The organism is Streptomyces sp. NPDC048389 (genome assembly GCF_040706335.1).
In the GTDB taxonomy this organism is placed as follows: Bacteria; Actinomycetota; Actinomycetes; order Streptomycetales; family Streptomycetaceae; genus Streptomyces.
In genome coordinates this window covers 76,062-101,945 of sequence record NZ_JBEZKP010000012.1, presented here as the reverse complement: position 1 = coordinate 101,945, position 25,884 = coordinate 76,062, and the positions used below count along the sequence as shown (strand labels likewise).

Annotated in this window: 25 protein-coding genes and 1 pseudogene; 6 read left to right on the top strand and 20 right to left on the bottom strand. The window is 71.2% G+C overall.

Annotated features, from left to right (window positions below; all coding sequences use genetic code 11):
- Positions 1 to 691: 691 nt before the first annotated feature.
- The 12 genes and pseudogenes from AB0903_RS12030 to AB0903_RS11975 all read right to left on the bottom strand — a co-directional run bounded on the left by AB0903_RS12030 (position 692) and on the right by AB0903_RS11975 (position 10,522).
- Positions 692 to 1,306, bottom strand: coding sequence for an OmpA family protein (locus AB0903_RS12030; protein ID WP_366701642.1), 615 nt, complete (start codon positions 1,304 to 1,306; stop codon positions 692 to 694).
- Complete coding sequence (locus tag AB0903_RS12025) at positions 1,303 to 1,899, bottom strand: hypothetical protein (protein WP_366701640.1); 597 nt, start codon at positions 1,897 to 1,899, stop codon at positions 1,303 to 1,305. The genes AB0903_RS12030 and AB0903_RS12025 overlap by 4 nt, the downstream gene beginning before the upstream one ends.
- A gap of 16 nt (positions 1,900 to 1,915) precedes the next feature.
- Positions 1,916 to 2,557, bottom strand: a complete 642-nt coding sequence (locus AB0903_RS12020) for a pilus assembly protein TadG-related protein (RefSeq protein ID WP_366701745.1) — start codon at positions 2,555 to 2,557, stop codon at positions 1,916 to 1,918.
- A complete protein-coding gene (locus AB0903_RS12015; protein WP_366701743.1) occupies positions 2,554 to 2,775 on the bottom strand; it encodes a hypothetical protein in 222 nt (73 codons plus the stop codon). Before AB0903_RS12015 ends, AB0903_RS12020 begins: the two co-directional genes overlap by 4 nt.
- A gap of 173 nt (positions 2,776 to 2,948) precedes the next feature.
- Positions 2,949 to 3,839, bottom strand: coding sequence for a DUF5936 domain-containing protein (locus AB0903_RS12010; protein WP_366701638.1), 891 nt, complete (start codon positions 3,837 to 3,839; stop codon positions 2,949 to 2,951).
- 30 nt (positions 3,840 to 3,869) lie between these two features.
- On the bottom strand, positions 3,870 to 4,808 hold the full coding sequence (locus tag AB0903_RS12005; protein WP_366701637.1) for a type II secretion system F family protein: 939 nt from the start codon (positions 4,806 to 4,808) through the stop codon (positions 3,870 to 3,872).
- A 269-nt stretch (positions 4,809 to 5,077) separates the two neighbouring features.
- Positions 5,078 to 6,406, bottom strand: a pseudogene (locus tag AB0903_RS12000) (CpaF family protein); the annotation flags it as partial.
- Positions 6,403 to 6,759: a TadE/TadG family type IV pilus assembly protein gene (locus AB0903_RS11995; protein ID WP_366701636.1), complete on the bottom strand. Its 357-nt coding sequence runs from the start codon at positions 6,757 to 6,759 to the stop codon at positions 6,403 to 6,405. The gene AB0903_RS11995 and the pseudogene AB0903_RS12000, both read right to left, overlap by 4 nt.
- A 239-nt stretch (positions 6,760 to 6,998) precedes the next feature.
- Positions 6,999 to 7,376: a pilus assembly protein gene (locus AB0903_RS11990; RefSeq protein ID WP_366701634.1), complete on the bottom strand. Its 378-nt coding sequence runs from the start codon at positions 7,374 to 7,376 to the stop codon at positions 6,999 to 7,001.
- Entirely contained in the window at positions 7,373 to 8,611 is a 1,239-nt protein-coding gene (locus AB0903_RS11985) for an AAA family ATPase (RefSeq protein WP_366701632.1), read from the bottom strand. The genes AB0903_RS11990 and AB0903_RS11985 overlap by 4 nt, the downstream gene beginning before the upstream one ends.
- 7 nt (positions 8,612 to 8,618) lie before the next feature.
- Entirely contained in the window at positions 8,619 to 9,332 is a 714-nt protein-coding gene (gene cpaB / locus AB0903_RS11980; protein ID WP_366701630.1) for a Flp pilus assembly protein CpaB, read from the bottom strand.
- Positions 9,333 to 9,661: 329 nt separating this feature from the next.
- A complete protein-coding gene (locus AB0903_RS11975) occupies positions 9,662 to 10,522 on the bottom strand; it encodes a hypothetical protein (protein ID WP_366701628.1) in 861 nt (286 codons plus the stop codon).
- A gap of 257 nt (positions 10,523 to 10,779) precedes the next feature.
- Here AB0903_RS11975 and AB0903_RS11970 point away from each other — a divergent pair, with 257 nt between their 5' ends.
- Positions 10,780 to 12,486: a glycoside hydrolase family 18 protein gene (locus AB0903_RS11970; RefSeq protein ID WP_366701626.1), complete on the top strand. Its 1,707-nt coding sequence runs from the start codon at positions 10,780 to 10,782 to the stop codon at positions 12,484 to 12,486.
- 90 nt (positions 12,487 to 12,576) lie between these two features.
- Here the strand turns inward: AB0903_RS11970 and AB0903_RS11965 are convergent, their stop codons facing one another.
- Positions 12,577 to 13,884 carry an Nramp family divalent metal transporter gene (locus AB0903_RS11965; protein WP_366701624.1) on the bottom strand — a complete coding sequence of 436 codons (1,308 nt, stop codon included), beginning with the start codon at positions 13,882 to 13,884 and terminating at the stop codon, positions 12,577 to 12,579.
- A 233-nt stretch (positions 13,885 to 14,117) separates the two neighbouring features.
- Here AB0903_RS11965 and AB0903_RS11960 point away from each other — a divergent pair, with 233 nt between their 5' ends.
- The gene (locus AB0903_RS11960; protein WP_366701622.1) at positions 14,118 to 15,461 is read left to right on the top strand and encodes a M14 family metallopeptidase; all 1,344 of its coding nucleotides are present in this window, start codon (positions 14,118 to 14,120) and stop codon (positions 15,459 to 15,461) included.
- Positions 15,462 to 15,567: 106 nt separating this feature from the next.
- On the opposite strand, the gene AB0903_RS11955 is transcribed toward AB0903_RS11960, so the two are convergent.
- Genes AB0903_RS11955 through AB0903_RS11945 form a run of 3 tightly spaced genes read right to left on the bottom strand, consistent with a single transcriptional unit; the run spans position 15,568 to position 17,818 of the window.
- On the bottom strand, positions 15,568 to 15,972 hold the full coding sequence (locus AB0903_RS11955) for a RidA family protein (RefSeq protein ID WP_366701620.1): 405 nt from the start codon (positions 15,970 to 15,972) through the stop codon (positions 15,568 to 15,570).
- A complete protein-coding gene (locus AB0903_RS11950; protein ID WP_366701618.1) occupies positions 15,969 to 16,733 on the bottom strand; it encodes an IclR family transcriptional regulator in 765 nt (254 codons plus the stop codon). Before AB0903_RS11950 ends, AB0903_RS11955 begins: the two co-directional genes overlap by 4 nt.
- The gene (locus AB0903_RS11945; protein ID WP_366701616.1) at positions 16,730 to 17,818 is read right to left on the bottom strand and encodes a sugar kinase; all 1,089 of its coding nucleotides are present in this window, start codon (positions 17,816 to 17,818) and stop codon (positions 16,730 to 16,732) included. Before AB0903_RS11945 ends, AB0903_RS11950 begins: the two co-directional genes overlap by 4 nt.
- A gap of 127 nt (positions 17,819 to 17,945) precedes the next feature.
- Between AB0903_RS11945 and AB0903_RS11940 the strand changes: the two genes are divergently transcribed.
- Positions 17,946 to 19,220: an amino acid deaminase gene (locus AB0903_RS11940; RefSeq protein WP_366701614.1), complete on the top strand. Its 1,275-nt coding sequence runs from the start codon at positions 17,946 to 17,948 to the stop codon at positions 19,218 to 19,220.
- Positions 19,221 to 19,247: 27 nt separating this feature from the next.
- Positions 19,248 to 21,083 (top strand): D-aminoacylase, encoded by a 1,836-nt coding sequence (locus AB0903_RS11935; RefSeq protein ID WP_366701612.1) that lies wholly within the window; start codon positions 19,248 to 19,250, stop codon positions 21,081 to 21,083.
- Positions 21,084 to 21,089: 6 nt separating this feature from the next.
- Here the strand turns inward: AB0903_RS11935 and AB0903_RS11930 are convergent, their stop codons facing one another.
- Entirely contained in the window at positions 21,090 to 21,719 is a 630-nt protein-coding gene (locus tag AB0903_RS11930) for an alpha-ketoglutarate-dependent dioxygenase AlkB (protein WP_366701610.1), read from the bottom strand.
- A 257-nt stretch (positions 21,720 to 21,976) separates the two neighbouring features.
- Here AB0903_RS11930 and AB0903_RS11925 point away from each other — a divergent pair, with 257 nt between their 5' ends.
- Positions 21,977 to 22,237, top strand: a complete 261-nt coding sequence (locus AB0903_RS11925; protein ID WP_366701608.1) for a chaplin — start codon at positions 21,977 to 21,979, stop codon at positions 22,235 to 22,237.
- Between the two features lie 166 nt (positions 22,238 to 22,403).
- On the opposite strand, the gene AB0903_RS11920 is transcribed toward AB0903_RS11925, so the two are convergent.
- From AB0903_RS11920 to AB0903_RS11910, 3 genes are read right to left on the bottom strand one after another with little or no spacing between them, the layout of a single operon-like run.
- Positions 22,404 to 23,264 carry a tyrosinase family protein gene (locus AB0903_RS11920; protein ID WP_366701606.1) on the bottom strand — a complete coding sequence of 287 codons (861 nt, stop codon included), beginning with the start codon at positions 23,262 to 23,264 and terminating at the stop codon, positions 22,404 to 22,406.
- Between the two features lie 18 nt (positions 23,265 to 23,282).
- Positions 23,283 to 23,864 carry a tyrosinase family oxidase copper chaperone gene (locus AB0903_RS11915; RefSeq protein ID WP_366701604.1) on the bottom strand — a complete coding sequence of 194 codons (582 nt, stop codon included), beginning with the start codon at positions 23,862 to 23,864 and terminating at the stop codon, positions 23,283 to 23,285.
- Positions 23,861 to 24,412, bottom strand: a complete 552-nt coding sequence (locus AB0903_RS11910; protein WP_366701602.1) for a hypothetical protein — start codon at positions 24,410 to 24,412, stop codon at positions 23,861 to 23,863. Before AB0903_RS11910 ends, AB0903_RS11915 begins: the two co-directional genes overlap by 4 nt.
- Before the next feature lie 194 nt (positions 24,413 to 24,606).
- Between AB0903_RS11910 and AB0903_RS11905 the strand changes: the two genes are divergently transcribed.
- The gene (locus tag AB0903_RS11905; protein ID WP_366701600.1) at positions 24,607 to 25,884 is read left to right on the top strand and encodes a cytochrome P450; all 1,278 of its coding nucleotides are present in this window, start codon (positions 24,607 to 24,609) and stop codon (positions 25,882 to 25,884) included.

Sequence of the window (25,884 nt, the reverse complement as noted above, 5' to 3'; positions counted from 1 at the left end):
CTACCGCGCCGAGCGCCCTGGGTCTCGCTGACAGAGACCCAGGGCGAGCGAGCGCTCGCCGAGGGCCGCTCAGGTCCTCGACAGTGCCGTTTCCCGTGGTCGCTCAGGCCCCGGACCCAGCCGGCGTCGCCGCCTCCGAACCATCGACGTGGCCTGCCCGGACGCCGACTTTCGCGTCCTCACCGTCCGGGCCGTACGCCCGGGACGCGTGGGGCTGCCACGCCCGCGACGCGACAGAGATTCCGCGAGCACCAGGGCTCCTCCGAACATGTCCTTGGCGTGGACGCCTGCCCTGTTCAGGGCGGGCCCGATGGTCTCGACCGACGCACGGACAACTGCCTTCTGGCCTGCCGAACCGCTCTTGAGGTCAGGCGCACCGGCTGCGGCGCCGGCCCCGCCGAGTCACGTGTGGTTGTTGTCGGCGGTGTCCGCTCTGCTCCCCGGGCGGGCGGGCGGCCAGGCGGGCGCCGGTTCAGGTGGTGCGTGGTCGGAGTCGGGGGCGGCTTTGTTCAGGTTGTGGGCGGTTACGGACATCCATGCTGCCCACATCGGGCGTCAGGGTATCCGTAACCGCTGACAGCTTCGACAGCGCTCGGCCCGGACTGCTCGCGCGAGTACATCCGATCCATCGCAAACGATCTCCAGGAGTGCGCAAGGCGGACCACCTGCTGTAGCAGTCGTAACGGGCTTGTCACTCCCGGGGGAACGACACCTCCACGCGTCGGTTCTTGCGGCGGCCCTCCTCCGTGGCGTTGCTGGCGATCGGGTAGTCCTCGCCGTAGCCGCGGATCTCGTACGTGATGCCCGCGCCGCTCAGCTGCTGCGAGAGCACGCTGTGCACCGCGTCCGCGCGCTCCTTGGACAGCTTGTCGCCGTGCGCCTCGGTGCCGAGGTCGTCGGTGAAACCGAAGACGCGGATCTTCTTGGCGCTCTGCGTCTTGATCTCGGCGGCGATGGCAGCGATACGGGACGCGGCCTCGCCCGAGAGTTTCGCGCTGTTCTTGCCGAACAGCACCTCGGCCTGAAGCGCGAACTTGATGTCCGAGTTGGTCTCCTCGCGGCGCTCCTCGCCGCTGATGTCCTCGACGACGGACTTGATGTCGATGACCTTCGGCTCGGCGAGCGTCGCACCCTCCGGGAGCTTGAGGTCCGAGTCCCTGGCGTCGATCTTGACCGGTGCCTCGGCGGGCGGCGCCGCGTACGGGCCGTCGTCGGCGAACGCGTCACCGGTGCCGAGGAGGCCGAGGGAGAGCACGCCTGCGAGAACGGCGGCAGTGGCGGTCCGTCGGGTCGCGGAGGGCGTCATGACAGCTCGATCGAGGTGCTGGGGAAGCCGGGGAACTGAAGGGCGACCTGGGTGGTGCCGGCCGGCGGCGCGGGGAACTGGGCGAAGAAGGGGAGGGAGTCGCCCGCCTTGATGAAGCTGCTGTAGGCGTAGGTGGTGAGCGGCCGGTTGTCGGTGTCGCGCAGCACGTAATACCGCTTCTTGCCCTTGGAGTCCACGAGGGTCATCCCGGCGAACGAGCGGCCGGTGGCGGCCACGGACTGCTCCGTGCCGCTCCACTGGACGGGAGCGGTGAATCCTTCGGATCCGGTGTTCTTGATCTCCCCGTCCACCGTGAGGAATCCGCCTTCGTCCCTTCTTGCCGAGAGCACGGACATCTCCACCCCACCGTCTCCCTTGACCATGGCAATGGGCTCGTTCGGTGAACTGGGTGCGCTCTCCTCGGCAGAGCCGACCGCCTTGTCATCGGCCGTGGATCCGGCAGGTGTTGAGGAGGGACTGCTCGAGTCCTTCTTCTCGCCGCCACCCCCGCACGCCGACACAACGAGGATCAGGGTGGACGACAGCACGGCTGCCACACCTGCCCGGCGCATCATGTGCCGCATGGTCATCATTCCTGTTCCTTAGCGCTCATCGGGCACGGTCCTCGGCCAGTCGGACGGTGAAGAGGTCTGCCATGTGCGGCAGTAGTTCCATGTTGTCAGGGTCGATGACCCAGTACTCGGAGTCACAAAGCAGCTTGCCGGGCGAGGGCTTCTCGTTGTCGTCCTCGGCTCCCTCGTCCGGCTCCGGCGCTTCGCTCTCCTCGGGTGTGAACGTGCAGCGTGGTTCGATCACGGCGGTGGCAGTCGCCGTGGCATGCTTGCTCCCCGTTCCCTCGATGACGCTGTCGCCCATCGATTCCCGGGACCTCACGTTGACGGTGAAGCCCCAGCGGCCGTCGCTCAGCGGCAGGCAGTCGTGATAGCCGGCCACCGCGTCGTTCCTTGCCGCGAAATCCACGGCCCGCCCGCAGCCGTCCGGAGTGTCGACCGGCGTCCGGCCGTCGAAGACCGCTTCCAGGTCGTCGAGAACGTCCACGAGGTTCAGTTCGTCCCTCGACTGCTTGGCCGCTGCCAGAGCTGCTGCGTCCGCCGCCGTCTGCGTGCCGTTGCGGGTCACATCGGCCTGCCCGAAGGCGAGGTACACGAGGACGAGGAAGAGCAGACCGACCACGGCAGCCATGTAGAGCGGTGTTACCTGACCGCTGTCTCCGGCAGGCGAGTGGCTCAGCCTCCGCCGCCCCCGCCGTTGAGGACGGAGTTGATTTTCTGAGTGAACGTATTCGCGATCTCGCTGCCCATGTTCGTATTGAGCAGCAGCACCACGATCGCCACCACCAGGATCGTGATCCCCACGTACTCGATCGACCCCTGCCCTCGATCCCCACGCAGGTGTCTGCGGAGTCCCGTCGCAGCAGCCGTGACCCCGCGCAGGCCGAAGTCCTTCATGGCTTACCCCTCGTTCCCCTTTGACGGACCGTACGTTCATGCCGGTCCGGCCTCCCTCGCCGCCGATCACTCCATGGAGTCTCCCGGCTACACCGGTGCCCCGGAGGAAATCTCCCACATTCGCTTGCGTGAGCGAAGACACTTGGGCCAATCATCCCCAAGTCAACACCCCGTCACCCCCCGAAGACGGCGCCGAAGTCGACGTCCGCCGCGTAGTAGAACCCGGCCACGATCAGGATCATCGTCCCGGGGAGCATGAAACTCGTGACGATCAGCGTCGCCTTCGGGACCGCTTTCGCGGCCTTGCGGCGGGCGTTCTGGGCGTCGGTGCGGCGCATGTCGTTGGCGATCTGGATCAGGGTGTCGACGATGGGTGCGCCCAGTTCCTCGCCCTGCTGGAGTGCGGAGACGAACATCGAGACCTGGTCCGACTCGTTGCGGAGCCGCAGATGTTCGAACGCCTCGCGGCGGCCCATGCCCATGTCCATCTGGCGCAGGGTGATGCGCAGTTCGTCGGACCACGGGCCGTCGTACTTCTCGGCGACGCGTTCCAGGGCCTGGCGGAAGCCGAGGCCGGCGGAGACGACGACGGCGAGCACGTCGAGGAAGTCCGGCAGGGTGCGTTCGATGTCGTCGCGGCGGCGGGCGATGGCGGCGCGGATCAGGACTTCCGTCCAGAACAGGCCGTAGAGGAGGAAGAGAACCGCGAAGACGGCGTGGCCGTTCATCAGCATCCCGAAGGCGACGAGCGTGCCGAGGAAGCCGTACACGGCGCGCCGGGCCGCGTAGCGGTCCACCGTCAGGCCGCCGGGGTTGCCGGCCATGTCGAGTCTGCGGCGGACGCGGTCGACCTGGCGGGGCCCCATGAGCCGCAGCACGGACGGGGCCCATCGCATGCCGAGGCGGTCGATGGCCATGCCCGGGTAGCTGGTGCGGGTGGCGCCGATCTCGAGGGCCACGGCGAGGTCGCCGGGGAGCTTGGCCTCCGCCCGGTACATGCGGATGCCGTGGAAGACGCCGAGGACGGCCAGACCGAGTACGGCGGCCAGGGCGAGTCCGAGCATGTGTGCCTCCCTCCAGGTTCAGGTCGGGCGTCAGATGCGGACGCGGGTGAGTCGGTTGATGAGGACGAAGCCGAGTGCGTACAGCCCGGCGGCGGCGAGCACGGCGAGCCGGCCGCCGAGCGCGCCGGTCATGTCGTCGAGTGCGCCGTCCCTCATGCCGTTGATGACGAGGAGGAAGCCCAGGCCGAGCACGGGCACGGCCACCGCCGTCACCTTGATCTGGGACAGCAGGGTGGTGACCTCGCGCCGGGTCTCCTTGCGCTCCTCCAGGGTCTCGGTGAGGTTGCGCAGTGAGGTGACGATGGTGCCGCCCGCCCGGTTGGAGAGGATGAGGGTGGAGACGAGCACGGTCAGTTCGCGCGAGGGGAGGCGTGCGACGAGGTCGCCGAGGGCGTCGTCGAGGGAGCGGCCGAGGGCGAGCTGGTCGGCGACGCGGCGCAGTTCCTCGCGGGCGGGGTCGTCGAGCTCCTCCACCGCCATGCCGATGGCGGTGCGCAGGGCGAGCCCGGCCTGGGTGGCGTTGGCGAGTACGCGGGTGAGTTCGGGCAGCTGGTTGATGAACGCCTCGGTGCGTTTGGCGCGTTGCCAGTTGAGGAAGCCTTGCGCCCCCCAGAGGCCGATCAGTACGGCGAGCAGGCCGAAGAAGGGCGCGAAGACCGACCCGACGACGAAGTACAGGGCGAGCAGCGCTGCGGTGGCGTAGACGGCGTACTCGCCGGTGGTCAGGTCGAGGCCGGTGGCGGCGAGGGACCGTTCGATGCGCCGGCCGGGGCGGGTACGGCGCAGCCTGCGGTCGAGCCGTGCGAAGCGGCGCCGGCGGCCGCCTCCGATCGCGGGCGGGCCGGTCTGTGACATGCGGTCCACGAGCGCCTGGTGCTGTGCCTGCCCGGCCGACCAGGTGCGCACGCCGAGGACGGCGAGTACGCAGCCGAGCAGTGTGACGCCGAGCGTGAGGAGCGGAAGGTTCATCGCGGCTGGTTGCCTTCCGGTGACCGGCCCGCCCAGGGTGCGCCCGGCGGCACCGGGCCCCCGTGCGGGGCTTGGCCCCCGCCTCGGCCCGCCCTGGGCGCGCCCGGGGGCACAGGACCCGGCCCCGGCCCAGTGCCGCCCTGCGGTGCCGCCGGCCCCCACTCCGGCCCCGGCCCAGTGCCGCCCTCCGATGAGACCGGCCCCGGCTCGGCGCCCGGTCCCACGCGCGGGTCCGGTACCGGGCTCAGGCCCGGCGGTACCCGGGTCGTCAGTTCGAGCGGCGTGTCCCCGACCCCGAAGGCCGGCGGGATCGCCTCGCCCGCCATGTAGAGGCGTTCCGCGACCCGCCGCGGCAGCGGGAAGTACCGGAAGCGGCCGTGCACGCGCCCGTCGCCCGCCGGCGGCTCGGCGTCGAAGCGGCAGACGGTCACGAAGCGGTAGTCCTCACGGCCGTACGAATCGACGACGGCGATCTCGGTGATCTTGCGTGCCCCGTCGGCGTGCCGGGTGAGCTGGACGATGATGTCGACGGCGCTGTTGATCTGGTCGTGGATGGCCACGAACGGCAGCTCGACCTCGCTCATGGAACTCAGCGTCTGGAGCCGCATCAGCGCGTCCTCCGCGCTGTTGGCGTGGACAGTGGCGAGGGAGCCGTCGTGGCCGGTCGACATGGCCTGGAGCATGTCGAGGGTCTCGCCGCCGCGGACCTCGCCGACGATGATGCGGTCGGGACGCATGCGCAGGGAGTTGCGTACGAGGTCGCGGATGGTGATGCGGCCCTTGCCCTCGACGTTGGCCGGGCGGGACTCGAGGGTGACCACATGGGTCTGCTGGAGCCGCAGCTCGGCCGAGTCCTCGATGGTGACGATGCGTTCGCCGTCCGGGATGAGTCCGGAGAGGGCGTTGAGAAGGGTGGTCTTCCCGGTGCCGGTGGCGCCGGACACGATCACGTTGAACTTGGCGCGTACGAGTCCCGCGAGCAGCATCAGGATGTGCTCGTCGAGCGAGCCGAGGCCGATCATCTCCTGGAGCGTGTAGGCACGGGGGAAGCGGCGGATCGTGAGGACGGGGCCGGTCAGGGAGAGCGGCGGGATGATGACGTTGACGCGCTCGCCGGTGGGCAGCCGGGCGTCGACCATCGGGTTCGCCTCGTCGACCCGGCGGTTGACGGTGGAGACGATGCGCTCGATGGTCTGCATCAGCTGATCGGTGGAGGAGAACCGCAGCGGCAGCTGCTCGAGCCGGCCGCCGCGCTCGACGAAGACCTGTTCGGGGCCGTTCACCATGATCTCGCTGATGGACGCGTCCTCGAGGAGCGGTTCGAGGATGCCGAGGCCGAGCGCCTCGTCGACGACGCGGCGGACGAGGTGCGAGCGCTCGCCGCCGGACAGGACCGGGCCCTCGCGGCTGATGATGTGCCCGAGTACGCGCTCCAGCCGTTCACGCCGTTCGGCGGCGGCGAGGGTCGACATCTCGGCGAGGTCGATCTCCTCGAGGAGCTTGGCGCGGTAGACGCCGACGAGTCGGCTCTCCTCGCTCTGGCCGTTCGCCGGACCGGTCGCGTCGTCCATGCGCTGGATACGGGCGCGCAGGCTCATCGTGTCGACTCCTCGTCGAGGGGCATCGTGGCGCTCTTGGTGACGGTGCCGAAGCTGACGCCGGGCACGACCTGCGGGATGACGACGGTGACGTCGGCGGTGACGGCGTCGCCGCCCTCACGGGTCACCACGCGGGCGTCCAGCCAGGAGCTGAGTGCCTGTTGTCCGGCGCTCTTCCCGGTGGTCGTACCGTCCGGCTGGGACGCCACGCGCGCCGCCGCGCGGGCGGCCGTTCCGGCCTGCTGGGCCGCGTACACGGCGAGGCCGACCTGGACGGCGACCATCATGACGAAGAGGAGCAGGAACAGCCAGCCGCCGTACTCGATCGCGCTCTGCCCGCGGTCACCGCGCACCGCACGCCACCGCGAACCACACCCCGACGACGCCGGACCACCGCACACCGCACCGCCTCGCACAGCGTCCCGCCGCACACCACGCCCCGACGGAGCGCCGCCGCCCCGCACCGCTCCGCCGCGCGCGGACGCCTCCCCGCCGCCCCGCACCGCACCCCACCGCACCACGCCTCGCACGGACGCCTCCCCGCCACCACTCCACCGCACCGGCGCCCCGCCGCCCCGCACCCCGGGCCGCCTCATGGCGCGGCCCTCCGCTCGGTCGCCGCGCCCGCCCGGCCCGTGACCGTGAGGGGGAGGTTGACGCCGGGGAGGAGCAGAGGCACGTCGAGGGCGACCTCGGCCGTATAGAGGTCCCCGTTCTCTCCGCAGGTCACATCCACCGACCAGCCTCCCGTGACGTCCTCCCGGGCAGCCCGCGCGCACGCCGCCGCGCCGCCGCCGTCGGCCCTTGCTCCCGCGGCCACCGCCTTGTCGGCCGCGTTCCCGGCCAGGACGAAGGTGTAGCCGACGAGTGCGGACTGCCACAGCACCGCCAGGGTCACCAGGATGATCGGCACCATCCCGGTGAACTCGATGACCGACTGGCCCCGGTCCCCGTACGCCCGGCGGGTCATTTCGCGCGCCCGTGCCGTCGCCCGCCGCCGAAGAGGCCGCTGTGCCCGGTGTCCGCCTGGGCGTCCTTCACGAGCCCCAGTTCGCCCGCGAGGGCCCACATGGCCTGTTTGACGGCGGACTTGGCGTCCAGGTCCTGCATCCGGCCGGCGTCGACGGCGCCCTGGAGTTCGCGGAAGTTCGCGGGGATCGCCGACCGGGCCACCCGGGTCGCGGTGATCTTCGAGACGAGCGGGGGCTGGATCTCGCTGCCGCGCGTATGGCGGTTGACGACCGTGACGGTCTCCTCGGCCTTGCGGATCTGGAGCCGGTCCCAGAGTCTCACCATCCGCTTGGTGGCCCGCACGGTCACCACGTCCGGGGTGGTGAGCAGCAGCGTCGTGTCGGCCGTTTCGATCGCGGCGGCGTTGGCGGTGGTCACATGCGTGCCGCAGTCGACGACGACGGTCTCGTACCGCTGCTTCAGCGCGCCGAGGGTCTGCCGTACGAGCCGGTCGCTGACGTCCTCCGCCCGTTCGCCCTCGGCCGGGGCGAGGAGCAGGGCGACGCCCGTCTCGTGGTTGAAGACCGCGTCGGCCAGCACGCGTGCGCCGATGTCCTGGATGGCGGCGAGGTCCACGATGCAGCGCCGGAACCGGACGTCCAGGTAGGAGGCGACGTCGCCGCCCTGGAGGTCGAGGTCGACGAGGGCGGTGGAGCGGCCGGAGGCCGCCGACGCCAGGGCGAGCTGGATCGCGGTGACCGTCGTGCCGACGCCGCCCTTGGCGCCGCTGACGGTGACGACGGTGCCGCCCGGACCCCCGAAGCCGGATTCCGGTCCGCGGCCGAGGTGGCGGCGTACACCTGCGGCCCAACCGGCCGCGCCCTGGACGCGCTGCGCCAGTTCGTCGTACGTCAGGGGCAGCGAGACGAGGCCGCGGGCGCCGGAGTCCATCGCCGCCGAGTACAGGCCGGGGCTGGTGTCGGCGGTGACGAGTACGACGCCGACGGCCGGGAAGCGCAGGGCGACGTCCCTGATCAGTTCGAGCGCGGGCAGCGGGCCGATGCGTTCGTGGACGAGGACGACCTCGGGCAGTTCGTCGAGCGACTCGGCGGCGAGCGCTGCCAGCGTGTCGACGAGCGAGGTCGAGTCCGCGACCGGGGCGGCCGGTTCCGCGTCGGGGAGCCGGCCGAGCAGGCTGCTGATGGACCGGGCGGCGTCGGGGTCTCCGACGGCGGGGAGGATACGCGTCGTCATCCGGCCCTCACTTGTTCTTGTCTTCTGAGAGGTCGTAGCTGCCGTCGCCGGGCCGCAGGGTGGTGGTGCTCCCGTCGGGCAGCAGGGCGAGGCGTACGTGTTCGGCGAAGGACTCGGCGTAGGCGACGCGCTGGGCGTCGGCGGTGTCCAGGGCGAAGGTGATGGGGACGGCCTCCCGGGAGCCGTTCGCCCGGTCGCCGCTCCTGCGTTCGAGGGCGGTGAGTTCGCCGACGTCGATGACCTTGGCGCCCACGACGATGAGCCGGGACTGGTCGGTGCCGGCGTCGTTCTGCGCGGCGAAGGTGGCGAAGATGTTGACCAGGTTGCCGGGGCGGATCTTTCCGGCCACTCCGGTCGCCGCGTCGATCATGATGGCGATCTCCTGCTGGCCGCTCTCCAACTGCGGCTTCTGCACGATCATGTCGCTCTGGAGGAGCGATCCGCTGCGGAGCCGGGTGACGGCGATCTTGCCGCGCAGTACGCCGAGGTCGGTGACCGCGCTGTCGGACAGCCAGCGTTCGGGTATGGAGACCTTCTCGAACTGGGCGGCGTCGAGCGGCGTGTACGGGGCGATGTCGGCCTTGACGCGGTACGCGGTGGTCTCCGGTCCGACCTTGGAGTTCACGTCGGCGATCACGGTGAGCACGCCGGCGAACGCGGCGATACCGCAGACGACCGAGAGCAGAATCAGGAGTACGCCGCGGCGCTGCCGTGAATTCATGGGTGGGGCGACCTCGTTCGATGGCGTGGGCTGGGACGAGTGGGGCGGACGGATGAGCTGAGAGGCGAACAGAGCGGGGCGGGTGCGGGCGGACAGGGTCGGGGCGGACAGGGTCGGGGCGGGCAGGTGCGGGCGGACCGGTCGGGGCGGGGCGGGCAGGTGCGGGCGGACCGGTCGGGGCGGGGCGGGCAGAAGACAAGGACGGGAGACGGGACGGGGCAGGGTCGGACAGGCAAGAGCCGGACGGGCAAGAGTCGGACGGCCGAGGGTCGGACGGCTGAGGGCAGGCGAGCGGGAGGAGACGGGTGCGGCTGAGGGCGGGCCTGGCGTCAGGGGCCGGCGGTCAGGGCTCTGGGCGTGCCCGTGCGGCCGGAGGGGGCGGTGAGAGGCCCGGAGCAGAAGCCGCAGCGGTCACCGATCAGTTCAATGCCGCACCATGTGCACACCTCTCGCCGGACGGAAGAGACCAGTTGGTACAGGACGGAGACGTCCGGCAGGAAGGCGGCGAACTCGACCAGCCGGGCGGTGCCCCACCAGCGGGCGGAGTCGGCGGGCAGCGGCGCCTCATGGATGTGCTGGACGTGCCAGGCGGGTGCGAGGGTGCCGGTCACCCACTCGGACTGCAGCCGGCCCCGGGCGAGGACGAGCTGGGTGGCGTACTCGGGGCCGGCGAGTTCGCCGTTGCCGGCGCGGATCAGCTGCGGCCTGGGGTGGGCGAGGACGCCGAACTGGGTGCCCGGCATCCAGGACTTGGCGTGGGTCTTCAGGCTCACGGGTATCCGGTCGAGCCGGGCGACGGACCCGAGCACGGCCCCGGCGTGGACGTAATGGGAGAGCAGCCGCGCGGCGGAGGCCACGATCCCGGCGCTGAAGTCGCAGATCGACAGCTGCCGAAGCTGGCGGGCCAGTACGGCGACCCCGAGCGGCGGCAGATCGAGTTTGAGGAGAGCGATGCGGTCGCTCTCGAGCACGGCGCGGATCGTGTGCAGCCGGCGTTCGTGGGCGGCGGGGAGCGAGGCCGGGTAGAGGGCGACGACGTAGCCGTGCTGTTCGAGCAGCACGCCCATGTCGGTGACCGCGGCGTCGAGCGGCTGGTCGTCCGGGGCGTGGAGCAGGGCTGCGGTGGGTGTCTGGTGATCGGTGGGCGGTAGCACCAGGTCGGTGCTGGTGACTGCTATTGCGGTCGGCACGCTGTTCCCCGTTCGGCTCCGGACACCGGGGTTTCCGGCGGCCGCAGGTCCCTATGCTCCGTGCTCCTGCTGCTCCGTGTCCGCTACTCCGTGTTTCTGCATGAGCACTCTAGCGACGAGGGCGCAGGCAGAGAACACCGAAAGGGACACCAATCGCTGCCCGAGGCCTTGACAACCCGATTGGTCTGGACCAGCTTTACGCCGAACGGTGGCCACCGTACGAGATCCCGCCCCCAACCCCCCACCGGAGGCCGCAAGTGGACCGCACGACGACACGCTCACGGAGATGGCTGGGCGCCGGCCTGGCGCTGGCCGTCGGTACCGGGCTCACGCTCATGGGCACGGCAGGAACCGCGCAGGCGGCGGACGTCAATGTCGCCAAGAACGCCGGTTTCGAGTCGGGTCTCGCCAACTGGACCTGTTCCGGCGGCAGTGGCGCCGCGGTCTCCTCCCCGGTGCACGGCGGGGCGTCCGCCCTGAAGGCCACGCCGGCCGGCCAGGACAACGCCAAGTGCTCCCAGACCGTGGCGGTGAAGCCGAACTCGACGTACTCGCTCAGCGCATGGGTTCAGGGTGCTTACGTCTACCTGGGCGCGAGCGGGACCGGGACGACCGACGTGTCCACCTGGACGCCCGGCGGCAGCGGCTGGACGAAGCTCGCCACCTCGTTCACCACCGGCGCGAGCACCACTTCCGTGACCGTCTACACGCACGGCTGGTACGGACAGGCCGCCTACCACGCGGACGACATCAGCGTCTTCGGTCCGGACGGCGGCGGGGGCACCGACCCGGACCCGGTGGTCCCCGCGGCGCCCGGCGCACCCTCGGTCGGCGCCGTGACCTCCACCTCCGTCGCCCTGAGCTGGGGCGCGGTCTCCGGCGCGACCGGCTACAACGTGTACCGCGACGGCGCCAAGGTCCAGTCGGCCTCCGGCACCTCGGCGACGGTGACGGGCCTGACCGCGGACACCGCCTACCAGTTCCAGGTCACCGCCACGAACGCGGCGGGCGAGTCGGCCAGGTCGGCTGCCGTCACGGGCCGTACGAGTGAGGGCGGGGGCGACCCGGACCCGAACCCGTCGGTGCCCCGGCACGCGCTGACCGGCTACTGGCAGAACTTCGACAACGGCGCCACCGTGCAGAAGCTGCGGGACGTGCAGTCGCACTACGACATCATCGCCGTGTCGTTCGCCGACTCGACGGCCACCCCGGGCCGGATCGTCTTCAACCTCGACCCGGCCGTCGGGTACGCCTCCGTCGCCGACTTCAAGGCCGACATCGCCGCGAAGAAGGCCGCCGGCAAGTCCGTGATCATCTCGGTGGGCGGCGAGAAGGGCAATGTCACCATCAACAGCGACGCGTCCGCCACGGCGTTCGCGGACAGCACCTACGCCCTGATGCGGGAGTACGGCTTCAGCGGTGTCGACATCGACCTGGAGCACGGCATCAACTCGACGTACCTGACGAAGGCACTGCGTCAGCTGTCGCAGAAGGCGGGCTCCTCGCTGGTGCTGACGATGGCGCCGCAGACCATCGACATGCAGAACACGGGCACGGAGTACTTCAAGACGGCGCTGGCCGTGAAGGACATCCTCACCGTGGTCAACATGCAGTACTACAACAGCGGTTCGATGCTGGGATGTGACGGCAAGGTGTACTCGCAGGGCTCGGTCGACTTCCTGACCGCGCTCGCCTGCATCCAGCTCGAAGGCGGCCTCGACCCCTCCCAGGTCGGCCTCGGTGTCCCCGCCTCCACCCGCGGCGCGGGCAGCGGCTATGTCAGCCCGACCATCGTGAACAGCGCCCTGGACTGCCTGACCCGCGGCACGAACTGCGGCTCCTTCAAGCCCTCGAAGACCTACCCGGGCCTGCGGGGCGCCATGACCTGGTCCACCAACTGGGACGCGACGGCCGGCAACGCCTGGTCGAACGCGGTCGGACCGCACGTCCACAACCTGCCGTAGCCCCCCGCAGCTCCCCCGACCCCCTGGGCCGGGCCCGCGCCGCCGCTCTCCCGCCGGTGCAGGCCCGGCCCGGGGGCCGTAACGGTCGGGCTACCAGGGCAGTTCGCGCACCTGCTGCACACACAGCACGACGAAGAGCAGCCCCGCCGCCGCGAGCATCACATTGCTCAGGGCGCCGTTGCGCCATTCGGCGGGGGTGCGCGAGGAGTTGAGCAGCCAGATCAGGGTGAGCGCCAGGAACGGCATGAAGAACGCTCCCAGCACGCCGTAGGCGATGACGAGGCCGAACGGCCGGTCCAGGAAGAGCAGCAGCATGGGCGGGAACGTCAGCCAGAGCAGATACGCGCGGAAGGGCAGCGAGCGCTCCTTCTTGCCGGCTGCCACCTCTTCGACCGTGCCCTCGTCGGCCGGCACGCCCTTGCGGTCGAGCCGGAGCCGCTCGACGAAGTCGGCGAACATGAGGCTCACGCCGTGCCACACGCCGATCAGCGACGAGAACGAGGTGGCGAGGAAGCCGATCAGGAACAGCTTGGCGGTCGTGGCGCCGTACTTGTCCTCGAGGACGGCGCCGAGGTCGATCAGGCCCCGGTCGCCCCGGGTGAGGGCGAGGTTCGACGCGTGCAGCAGTTCGGCTCCGACGATCAGCATCGCGACGACGAAGACGCCGGTGGTGAGGTAGGCGACCCGGTTGTCGAGGCGCATGACCTTCATCCAGCCGGTGTCGGTCCAGCCCTTGGCGTTCACCCAGTACCCGTAGGCCGCCATGGTGATGGTGCCGCCGACGCCGCCCACGAGGCCCAGCGTGTACAGCAGCGATCCGTCGGGCAGCACGGGTACGAGGCCCGCGAAGGACGCGCCGATGTCGGGTGTGACGCGGATCGCGACGTACACGACGACCACGAACATCACGCCGACGAGCACGGTCATGACCTTCTCGAAGACGGCGTACCGGTTGAACCAGACGAAGACCAGGCCGATCAGTCCGGTGACGACGGCCCAGAACTTGAGGTCCGGCCCGTCGGGCCAGAGCGCCACGATCGGCAGGGCGCTGGAGGACATCGCGGTCGCGCCGTAGACGAAGCCCCAGACGACGACGTAGATCGCGAAGTAGACGCCCGTCCACTTGCCGAGCGAGCGCCAGCCCTCGAAGAGGGTGCGCCCGGTGGCCAGGTGCCAGCGTCCGCACGCCTCGGCGAGCGAGATCTTGACGATGCAGCCGATGACCGCCGCCCACATCAGGGTGTACCCGAACTTGCTGCCCGCGATGAGGGTCGCGACCAGGTCTCCGGCGCCTACCCCGGTCGCCGCCACGACGATCCCCGGCCCGATGTACTTCCAACTGGACTTGCGCGGTACGGAGAGCGCCCCGTCCGCGCTGTGCTCGGTGGTGCCTGTCATGGCCTGCCGCCTTCCCACTCGTCCCGTGTGTGACCGGTGTCACCAAAGCGGTGCGCGGGTGATCGCGCAAGGGGTGCGTCCGTCGCCCGTCACACCGGACCGGGGCATTCGTCGCGCGATTGACCGAACTTGTACTTGACGAGTGCATGCCATCGATCGACGATGAGCGCGAACACGCCCCATCCGCACGTCGCTACTGGCACACCCCCACAACTCCCCACCCAGGAGACAGCATGCGACTTCGCATACGGGCGAACCGCGGGAAGGCCGCCACCCTCGCGGCCGTCCTCGCGCTCGCCGTGGCGGCGCCCATCAGCGCCAACGCGTCGCCTCCCGCGGACCGGCCGGCCCCGGCCACCGCCGAGGAGAACCAGCAGACCAGGCAGTATCTGATCCACGGACCCGACACGGTCGCCGACCGGACCGCCATCGCCCGCACCGGTGTGTCGATCGACGAGGCCGACGACCACACAGTCGTCGTCAGCGCCGACACCGCGCAGGCCAAGCGGCTGCGCGCCCTCGGACACACGCTGGAGGCGCTGCCCGCGCCGCCTCACCGGCACGGCGCGGCGGCGGACGTGAAGCCGTTCGACTTCCCGTCCGCCGACTCCCGCTACCACAACTACGCGGAGATGACCGCGGAGATCGACCAGCGGGTGGCGCAGTACCCGAGCATCATGAGCAAGCGGGTCATCGGCAGGAGCTACCAGGGCCGCGACATCGTCGCCATCAAGATCAGCGACAACGTGGCGGCCGACGAGAACGAACCCGAGGTCCTCTTCACCCATCACCAGCACGCCCGCGAGCACCTCACCGTAGAGATGGCGCTCTACCTGCTGCGCGAGTTCGGCGAGGACTACGGCAGCGACCGGCGGATCACCGACGCCGTCGACGGCCGCGAGATCTGGATCATCCCGGACCTCAACCCGGACGGCGGCGAGTACGACATCGCCACCGGCCGCTACCGCAGCTGGCGCAAGAACCGGCAGCCCAACTCCGGCTCCTCGTACGTCGGCACCGACATGAACCGCAACTGGGACTACAAGTGGGGCTGCTGCGGCGGCTCCTCAGGCTCCCCGAGCTCCGACACGTACCGCGGCCGCGTCGCCGAGTCCGCGCCCGAGGTGAAGGTCGTCGCCGACTTCGTCCGCAGCCGCGTCGTCGGCGGGAAGCAGCAGATCGCCACGGGCATCGACTTCCACACCTACAGCGAGCTGGTGCTCTGGCCGTACGGCTGGACCTACTCGGACACCGCGCCCGGTATGACCCAGGACGACCGGGACGCCTTCGCCGCCGTCGGGCGGAAGATGGCCGCGAGCAACGGATACACGGCCGAGCAGGCGAGCGACCTGTACATCACCGACGGCTCGATCGACGACTGGCTGTGGGGGGACCAGCGGATCTTCGGCTACACCTTCGAGATGTACCCGTCGGGCTGGGGCGGCGGCGGTTTCTACCCGCCCGACGAGGTGATCGAGCGCGAGACCGCCCGCAACCGCGACGCGGTGCTGCAACTGCTGGAGAACTCCGACTGCATGTACCGGTCCATCGGCAAGGAACAGCAGTACTGCTCCTGACCCGGCCCCGGCCCGCCCGCTCTCGAAAGGGTCGTGCGGCGGTCCCCTCGCGAGGGAACCGCCGCACGGTCTTCTCCGGGAGCGGGCGACTGCCGGCGCAGCGGGATCAGTCCAGGACCGCCAGGGCGTCGATCTCGATGAGCAGGCCGGCCGGGAGGCCGACGTAGACGGTCGTACGGGCGGCGGGCTCCACCGTCAGACCGGCGAAGTACTCGTCGTAGATCTCGTTCATCTCGGCGAAGTGGTCGGTGTCCGTGAGGTAGACGCGGATCATCACCACGTCGTCCCAGCTCGCGCCGCCCTCCTCGAGGATCGCCTGGACGTTGGCGAAGGTCTGGAGGGTCTGCTCGCGCAGGGTCGGTCCGGCCGGGGTGGGCGCCCGGCCCGCCACGGCGGGCAGGAACCCGACCTGTCCGGCGACCTGGAGGATGCTGCCCTTGCGGACACCGTGGGAGAACCTGGCGGGCGGCGCGGAGTGGGTGCTCGGGGTGAGGGCGGTCTTCTCGGTCATGCGCGTGCTTCCTGTCGGGGGGTCTGTCCTGAGTACTCCCGGGTGATGGCGTCGGCGGTGCGGCGCACCAGCGGGAGGAGGGCGAGAAGCTCGTCGGCCGTGACGACGACGTTCGGTGCGGACACCGACATGGCGGCGACGACGCGGCCGTCCGCACCGCGGATCGGGGCCCCGACGCAGTTGATGGACTCCTCGTGGCCACCCAGGTCGGTGGCCCAGCCCTGTTCGCGCACGGACGCCAGTTCCTTGAGGAACGCGGCGGCGTTCGGGATCGAACGGGGCGTGTACATGGGGAAGTCGAGCCTCTCGGCGAGTGCGCGCCGCTCGGCCTCCGGCAGATCGGCGAGCAGCAGCTTCGCCACGGCCGCGACGGTGATCGCGACGGGCTTGCCGATACGGGAGTACATCCGCACCGGGTAGCGGCTCTCGACCTTGTCGATGTAGAGCACCTCGTTCTCCTCGTACACGGCGAGATGGACGGTGTGCCCGATCTGCTCGTTGAGGGAGACGAGATGGGGGTGGGCGATCTCGCGCACGTCGAGGTTCTCGACGGCCTCCTGCGCCAGCGCGAACAGCCGGGCGCCGAGGCGGTAGCGCTGGTCCTGCTGGCGGTGGACGAGGCCGTGCTCGTGCAGGGTGCGCAGCAGCCGCAGCGCGGTGGACTTGTGGACACCGAGACGGTCGGCGACCTTCCCGAGGTCGGCCGGCCCCTCCGCGAGCAGCGGAAGGATGCTCAGCGCGCGGTCGACGGTCTGGCTCATGGCGTACGTACCTCCTGGTCGTCCCCGTCCGCCGTCCACCCGGGGCCGAGGTGCAGTCTCCCCCAGGCGTCGTCGTCCAGTGCGACGAGCCGGTCGGCGTGCGCGGCACGCGGCGGCGGTGCCAGGTCCCCGGGGACGGTGAGCGCGGCGGCGGCCCACAGATGCCCGTGCCGCAGCCGCTTTCGCCCGTCCAGACCGCGCAGCGTCGCGGCGAGGAACCCGGCGGCGAAGGCGTCACCGGCGCCGACGGGGGCGGTGACGGCGACACGGGGGGCGGGGGCGTGGACGACGGTGTCGGGGGTGCCGGTGCCGGAGCTGGTCGCGGGTGCGTGTCCGCCGCGCGGGGAGGGGGGAGCGCCGCGGGTGAACGCCACCGCGCCCGCCGCGCCCTGCTTCACGACCAGTACCGCCGGGTCCGGCAGCGCCGCCCGGACCGCGTCCGGGCCCCGCAGGCCCCATGCCTCCTCCGCCTCGTCCTCCCCGACGAACACGACGTCCGCGCCGCGCGCCAGGTCCAGCAGGACCCGGGCCCTTTCGGAATCACGCCACAGCGCGGGGCGGTGGTTCACGTCGAACGAGACCAGGGGGCGGTTCTCCCGCCGGGCCGTGAGGTCGTGCAGCAGGGCGAGGCAGTCCGGCGACAGCGCGGCCGTGATGCCGGAGAGGTGCAGCACCCGGCCCGACCACAGGGCGTCGTACGGCACGGTCGCAAGGGACATCGCCGACGCCGCGGAACCGGCGCGGTAGTAGACGACCTCGTGCGCGTCCGTCGCCCGGTCGGTCGCCGTACGGAAGTAGACCCCCGTCGGACGGTGCGGGTCACGTGCCACGGCCGACGTGTCGACCCCGTACGCGCCGATGGCCTCCACCAGGTGCCGGCCGAAGCCGTCCGCGCCGACCCGGCCCACCCAGCGGGTGCGATGGCCCGCGGCCGCGAGCGCACAGGCCACATTGGACTCCGCGCCGCCGATGCCGCGCAGGTACGACGGCACATCGGCGAGGCGGCCCGCGCGGGTGGGCAGGAACGCGACCATGGACTCGCCGAGGCAGACGACGTCCACCGGTCCGTGCACGCTCGCGGTCATGATCGCGTGGCCCCTCGCTGATCGGTCGCCGGGCCCATTGACCCTGCTCGGCTCGGATGTTAGACAGCAGCGAGCGAAATACGCAATGGATGTTGCGCGTACTGCAACGCCATAGAGGAGGGCTTCCATGGCAGCCGACAACGCCGTCTCACGGCTCGCCGACGAACCGGTGGACCACCGCTTCAAGGCGCTCCCGCCCGACGCAACCGGCCTCACCGTCGGCGAACTCGCGGCCTCCCGGCGCAATCTCTTCACCGGCGGATTCACCACCCCCGTCCTGGCGCTGTCGGCCGAGTCCGTCGAGCACAACCTGGCCCTGCTCGAGACCTACTCGCAGCGCCACGGCCTCGCGTTCGCCCCGCACGGCAAGACGTCGATGTCGCCGCAGCTCTTCGTGCGCCAGCTGGAGCACGGCGCCTGGGGCATCACCGCGGCCGTCCCCCACCAGGTCCGCGTCTACCGCGCGTACGGGATCCGGCGGATCTTCCTCGCCAACGAGGTCGTCGACGCGGCCGCCCTGCGCTGGATCGCCGGAGAACTCGACGCAGACCCGCGGTTCCGGCTCATCTGCTACGTCGACTCCGTCCGCGGTGTCGAGCTGATGGAAGAGGCCCTGCGCGGCGTGTCCCGCCCGCTGGACGTCGTCGTCGAGCTGGGCGCGGGTGACGGTGCCCGCACAGGGGCCCGCACGGAGGCCGACTGCGCCGCCGTCGCCGACGCGGTCGCCGCGTCGACGACGCTGCGCCTGGTCGGCGTCGCGGGCTACGAGGGCGAGGTACCGCAGGCCGACGGCGACCGGGTGCGCGACTGGCTGCGCCGGCTCGTCGCACTGGCAGCGGACTTCGACAAGGCCGGGCGCTTCGGCGCGGCGGACGAGATCGTGGTCAGCGCGGGCGGCAGCGCGTGGTTCGACGCCGTCGCGGAGGTCTTCGAGGACATCCCGGAACTCTCCGCCCCGGTCCTGAAGCTGCTCCGCTCCGGCGCGTACGTGTCGCACGACGACGGCCACTACCAACACCTCTCGCCCTTCAACCGGGTCCCGCAGGAGGGCACGCTCCAGCCGGCCTTCCGGCTGTGGGCCCAGGTCGTCTCACGTCCCACCGCCGAGCAGGCGTTCGTCAACGCGGGCAAGCGGGACGCCGCGTACGATCTCGATCTCCCCGAGGCGCAGGTCGTCCGCTCCGCCCGCACGGGCGTCACACGCCCGGCCGCCGGCATCACGGTGACCGCCCTCTCCGACCAGCACGGCTGGCTCCGCACGGCGCCGGACACGGAGTTGGAGGTGGGCGACTGGGTGGGGATGGGGCTGTCGCATCCGTGCACGTCGTTCGACAAGTGGCAGCTGATCCCGGTGGTGGAGTCGGACGGCACGGTGGCCGACTTCGTCCGCACGTTCTTCTGACCTGCCGGGCTCCGAGCCCGGACCCCCGTGACTCACACGCCGGCGAGGCTGCTGTGCAGCCCGGCCCGGGGGTACCTCCCACGGCCGCCAGGCCGTAGGAGGAGACCGAGGACACCGCGCCCGGCGCGGTACGGGTCCGGGCGAGCCCCGGCCCGGGGAGGGGCGGGGCGGGATGGGGCGGGGCGGGATGGGAAACAGCCCGCCGCAGGCACCGCCCGCGACACAACGCACCCGCACCGGCTCCGAAAGGCCCTCATGGACCTCGTCATCCGAGACGCCCGCGTCGTCGACGGCACCGGCGGCGCCTCCTACCGTGCCGACGTCGGCGTCCGGGACGGCCGTGTCGCCGAGATACGCCGCCCCGGCCGGCCGGCCCTGTCGGGCGCCCGGACGCTCGACGCCCACGGACTCGCCCTCTCCCCGGGCTTCATCGACATGCACGCCCACTCCGATCTCGCCCTGCTCCGCGACCCGGAGCACACCGCGAAGGCCGCGCAGGGCGTGACGCTCGAAGTGCTCGGGCAGGACGGACTGTCGTACGCGCCCGTCGACGACACGACGCTCGCCGCCGTGCGCGAGGCGATCACGGGGTGGAACGGCGACGGGTCGGACATCGACTTCGACTGGCGCACGGTCGGCGAGTACCTGGACCGTCTCGACCGGAATTTCGGCGGCCGGGGCATCGCGGTCAACGCCGCGTATCTGATCCCGCAGGGCACCGTCCGTATGCACGTGATGGGCTGGCAGGACCGGCCGCCCACCGACACCGAGCTGGCCCGGATGAAGCGACTGGTGGCCGAGGGCATGGCACAGGGCGCGGTCGGCATGTCGTCGGGGCTGACGTACACCCCGGGCATGTACGCGAAGGACTCCGAGCTCGCCGGGCTGTGCCGTGTCGTCGCGGAGTATGGCGGTTACTACTGCCCTCACCACCGTTCGTACGGCGCCGGGGCGCTCCAGGCGTACGAGGAGATGGTCGAGCTCACCCGCAAAGCCGGCTGCGCCCTGCATCTCGCGCACGCCACCATGAACTTCGGTGTGAACAAGGGCCGGGCGCCCGATCTGCTCGCACTGCTGGACGCCGCGCTGGACGGCGGCGCGGACATCAGTCTGGACACCTATCCGTACACCCCCGGCTGCACCACGCTCGCGGCGATGCTCCCGAGCTGGGCGGGTGAGGGCGGGCCGGACGCGGTGCTGGCGCGGCTGCGGGACGAGGGGACGGCGGAGCGGATCCGGCACCACCTCGAGGTGGTGGGCTCCGACGGCTGCCACGGGGTCCCGATCGAGTGGGACAGCGTCGAGATCTCCGGCGTCGTCAACCCCGCCGTCGCCGGCCATGTGGGCCGGACGATCCGGCAGTCGGCCGACGAACGCGGCGAGGCGCCCTGGGTGACGGCACGGCGGCTGCTGATCGAGGACCGGCTCGCTTCGACGATCCTGCAGCACGTCGGCCATGAGGAGAACGTGCGGCAGATCATGCGCCACCGGGTCCACACCGGCGGCAGCGACGGCATCCTCCAGGGCGACAAGCCGCATCCCCGGGCGTACGGCACGTTCCCCCACTATCTGGGCAGGTACGCGCGCGAGCTGGGCATCCTGTCGCTGGAGGAGACCGTGGCGCATCTGACCTCGCGGCCCGCTGCCCGGCTGCGGCTGCCCGACCGCGGGCTGGTCCGCGAGGGGTACCGAGCCGATCTGGTGCTCTTCGACCCGGAGACGGTGGCGGCGGGCTCGACCTTCGAGGAGCCCCGCACGCCGCCGGTCGGCATTCCGTACGTGCTGATCGACGGCCGGTTCGTCGTCGAGGACGGGACCCGCACGGACGTGCTCGCGGGCCGGGCCGTACGCCGCACCCCCTGAACGGGCCTAACGGACCCCCCGCGGGCGGAACTGGATACTGATGCGCGGGCCGACGGGGCGCGCCGTCTTGAGGACGGCATGCTCCCAGGTCCGCTGGCACGTGCCGCCCATCACGATCAGGTCGCCGTGGCCGAGTGCCTTGCGCACGGGTGCGGCGGTGCCCCGCCGCGGCCGGAGCGCCAGCTCGCGCGGGGCGCCGACGGACAGGATGGCGACCATGGTGTCCTCCCGCGAGCCGCGGCCGATGGTGTCGCCGTGCCAGGCGACGCTGTCCCGGCCGTCCCGGTAGTAGCAGAGCCCGGCGGTGCGGAACGGTTCGCCCAGCTCTTGCGCGTAGTGCCGTGAGAGGGCGTCGCGTCCCTGGTGGAGGACGGGATGCGGGAGGGGGTCGTCCTCGCCGTAGTGGGCGAGCAGTCGTGGCACGTCGACCACCCGCTCGTACATCTGCCGGCGCTCGGCCCGCCACGGCACCCGGCCGACGAGCTCGTCGAAGAGCGCGTCGGCGCCGGTGAGCCAGCCGGGCAGCGTGTCGATCCAGGCCCCGTCGCCGAGCACCGTGCGGTGGACGGCGTCGAGCGGACCGAGCCGGATCTCGTCGGTCTGGTCGAAGAGGGATCGCTGGAGATGTGCTGCCATGTCTTCACGGTACCGCCGGAACCGAACAAACGATCGATGAAGCCTGACTGTGACCGCAGAGACGGATCGGACCGCCCTTCACGGACGACCAACGGGGCCCTGCGCGTCCTACGACGCGAGCGCCGGACCACAGGTGCCTGAGAGGCTGCCGGGACAAGTTTGCATTTGATCCGTTACCGCCCCATCGCTTCCGGCGTTGAACGGTACGTGCTGGCCGCAATCCTGCGGCCGCTCTCCTGTTCTGCAAGGAGAAGTTGATGTCGCGTATCGCGAAGGCAGCCGCCGTAGTCGCCGGCGCGGGTGCCATCCTGGCCGGCGGCACCGGCCTGGCTGCCGCCGACGCCGGAGCGCACGGTGCCGCTGTGGGCTCCCCCGGCGTCCTGTCCGGCAACATGGCCCAGGTGCCCGTGCACGTGCCGGTCAACGTCTGCGGCAACACCGTGAACGTGATCGCCCTGCTCAACCCGACGTTCGGCAACACGTGCGTCAACGCCGACGGAGGCGCCTACGGCCTCTGACCCCACGCCGGACATGACTGCGGCCTCCTCCGCCCCGTGCGGAGGAGGCCGCGGCCGTGTCCTGGCACGCGGACACCGGCACACGCGCGTCGGGGCGCAGCGCGGTGCGGGCCTGGCGGTGCAGGCCTACGTCAGGGCGCAGGCATGGCGATGCAGGGGGCCTACGTCAGGCGTAGTGGTACCAGCGGGTGTGGTCGAACAGTGCCGACGGCTTCACGTCCCACGGCGGCATCGGATCGTCGGCGGCGAACACCCGCCCGTACTGCGGATCGGACTCCGGGAGCCGCTTGCGCGGCAGATAGCCGGACGCGGGGTGCGTCTGCTGCCAGCGCGTCCACAGCAGGTCCACGTACGCGTGGTGGAGCCAGAAGACCGGGTCGTCCGGCGAGGTGGCGCCCGTCATCAGGCCCCCGACCCAGCGGTGGACCTTGTTGTGGAGGCGCCAGCGTTCCGGGCCCCCGGCGCTCCAGCCCTCCATCCGGTTGCGGAGACCGGTGGCCGCCGTGGAGTCCCACGGCGGCGCGTCGTAAGCAGGGTCGTCCAGCGCCTCCGCCACTTCGCTCTTCGTCGGCAGCGACACCGGGTCGCGCGGCCGGCCCAGGTCGCGGGTGAGGTAGTCGCCCTCGGAGACACGGGCGTTGATGCGCCACTGGCCGCCCGCGTAGGCGAAGGGCCCGGTCATGACCTGCCGGTCGCTGCGGCGGCCGGTGCCGCCCATCAGATCGTCGGCCCAGAGGGAGGACGTGGGCGAGTTGTCCGTCGTCCAGTCCCAGTACGGGACGGACACACCGTCGTCGATCTTCTGCAGCGCCCGTTCGAACTCCAGCAGGAACCGGCGGTGCCAGGGGAAGAACGACGGCGTCATATGGGCCGCCCGCGGCCTGTCCTCCGCGTCGGTGACGTAGTACTCGCCGTGCATCCTGACGAACTCGTCGTAGCGGCCGGAGCGCTTGAGGCCGAGCAGAGCTCCGACCAGCCGCCGCTTCTCCGAAGAGGTCAGGTTCCGCTGGTTCTTGCGGGTGTACACGGGTACGGCCCTCCCGGATCAGACGCTGTGCATGGGGGTCAGCGACAGTTGGGCGTCGCCCAGTTCGTCGACGGCGGCACGGGCCACGTCACGCAGGGTCGGGAACGACTCGTAGTGGTTCACCAGGCTCAGATACGTGCCGTCGGCGCGTCGCATGACATGGAGCGGGCGGCCGTCGATGCGGACCTCCACGCTGGGCACGAGTCGCGCGCCGCCGGCCGGCCGGACCGTCGCGACCCGGTCCCCGGCGGTGCCGTCGGCAACGCCCTCGCCGATGCCGCCCGCGGTGCCCGTGGTGTCTGCGGTGTCCGCGGTGGTCCCGCCTTCCCGGTCGCCGCCGTCGGCGGGGACCATCACGGTCGCACTGCCCTGGATGTGCCGCCCCCGGTACATCTCGGCGAAACGCTCCAACGGCCGCGTCGCCGCCGGCCCGTTCGGGCCGGCGGCGTCCCGCACGCCCTGAGCCCGTCGGGTGAGGACCGGTACGAGCGCACCGGCGGTGCCCGCGACCACGGTCACCGTGAAGAGGGCACGCAACACCTGGCGACGGACGAACCCGCCCTCCGCCGCCTTTCCGCCTTTCACAGCCGGCGTGCTCATATCGTGGCCCCCTCCCGTCGGTGCCTCGCGCGACCTGCCGTTGCTGCTCCTGTGCTGACAACGAGGCCGCCGCCGAAGGGTTGCTCCTCCGCTCGGGTATCAGCGCAGCAGCAGACCGGGGCCGCACGCAGCACCGGTGCGTCAAGCCCGGCCCTGGGCAGTGCCAGGCCGGGCAGACCGAAGGCGCCCTCCGAAGGCGCGGTCAACGGTGCCCCGAGCGATGCCCCGGGGGTCTTCAGTTCCATGTCCGACTCCTCGGTCAGGGCGTGCGCGACGTCGAGGTTGCCCTCGCCGAGCGGGTTCTCCACCGGGAGTCCGAGCAGCGTGTGCGGCAGTTCGCTGCTGATCGGCACCGCCGGCAGGATGCCCTCCGGCAGGAGGGTCCCCGTGACGTGGCGCGGCCCCTCGGGCACACCGGGCATCAGCAGCGGCACACCGGTGCGCAGCTCCGGCGCCTCGACCGGCACTGCCGTCTCCAGGCTCTCCAGGGGCACGTGGACCAGCACGGTGTCGGCGACGGCGGGCGCGGCCGCCACCGCCGAAGCCATGCATGCGAGTGCCGCCGCCGGCGCTTGCCGGGTGGTCGACTTCATCGTGGGTACGTCCCCTCTTGTACTGAACGGGCCTTCCGTCGCTTGTTGGACAAAGATCCGAAGGCGCCGATCCGCGCAGATTTCCCCCGTCCGCAGCAATGGCGGGACGGCAGCTGACGCGCGATGGGCCACCATGTGACTTTGGACCCTTGGAGGTTGCCGTGGTCACGGGAAATCCCGGCCGGTCCGCTGCACGGCCCGCAGCGCACCCGTCCGACCCAGATCCGTCCGACCCGTCGTTCTGGCGGCTGCCGCGTCCCGCCCGGCTCGCGGCCTTCGCCGAACTGCGCAGACGCGACGCCCCTGTGCTGTGCGGGCAGCGGCCGGGGTTCTACGCGCTGGTCCGGCACGCCGATGTGACGCAGGCCAGCCGGCGGCCGCGTGACTTCGCCAGCGCGCCGGGCGTCACGACGCCGGAACCGGCCGGCTGGGCGAAGGCGGTCTTCGGGAACTCCATGGTCAACATGGACGGTGCGGAACACGCCGGCCTGCGCCGGATCGTGGCGCGTTCGTTCACGCCGAGGCTGCTCGCCGCGGCAGAGGAGAACGTGCGCGAAGTCGCCCGGCGTATCGTGGACGAGATGCTGGAGCGTCGGCCGGAGGACTTCGTCCCCTCGGTCGCCTCGCGTATGCCGTTCGAGGTGATCTGCGACCTGATGGGCGTCCCGGACGACGACCGGGCCGAGATCGGCGCCCGTATCGACGCGGCTTCCGAGAACGTGGGCGTGGAGCGCGGGCTGCGGCACCGGCTGCGGATGCCGGGACGCGGGCTGCGCGCCCTGGCCCACATGCAGCTGGTGATGGCGCGACTGGCCCGGGAGCGACGCCGCAGCCCCAGGGGCGACCTGGTCTCGGCCCTGGTGTGCGCGGACGTGGACGGGCAGGCGCTGAACTCCCGGCAGCTGGGGGCGTTCTTCTCGCTGCTGCTGGTCGCGGGCGTCGAGACGACGCGCAACGCGATCGCCCACGGGCTGACGCTGCTGAGCGAGCATCCGGACCAGCGGGCGCTGCTGGAGGCGGACTTCGACACGTACGCGGACGGGGCGGTGGAGGAGATCGTCCGCCACTCGACGCCGATCATCCAGTTCCGCCGCACCGTGGCCACCGAGTGCGAGCTCGGCGGCCACGTCTTCCGTCCCGGCGAGAAGGTGGTGCTGTTCTACGCGTCGGCCAACCGCGACGAGGCCGTCTTCGAGGACCCGGACGTCTTCGACATCACCCGTGACCCCAACCCGCATCTGGGGTACGGCGGCGGCGGGCCGCACCACTGCCTGGGCGCCCACCTGGCGCGGCAGGAGATGAAGGCCCTGTTCCGTGAACTGCTCAGCAGGTCCGGGGATCTTCGTGCGGTGGGCCCGCCGGACCTGGTGGACTCCAGCTTCGACAACCGGGTCCGGTCACTGCGCTTCGCCTTCAAGGCCCCCTGA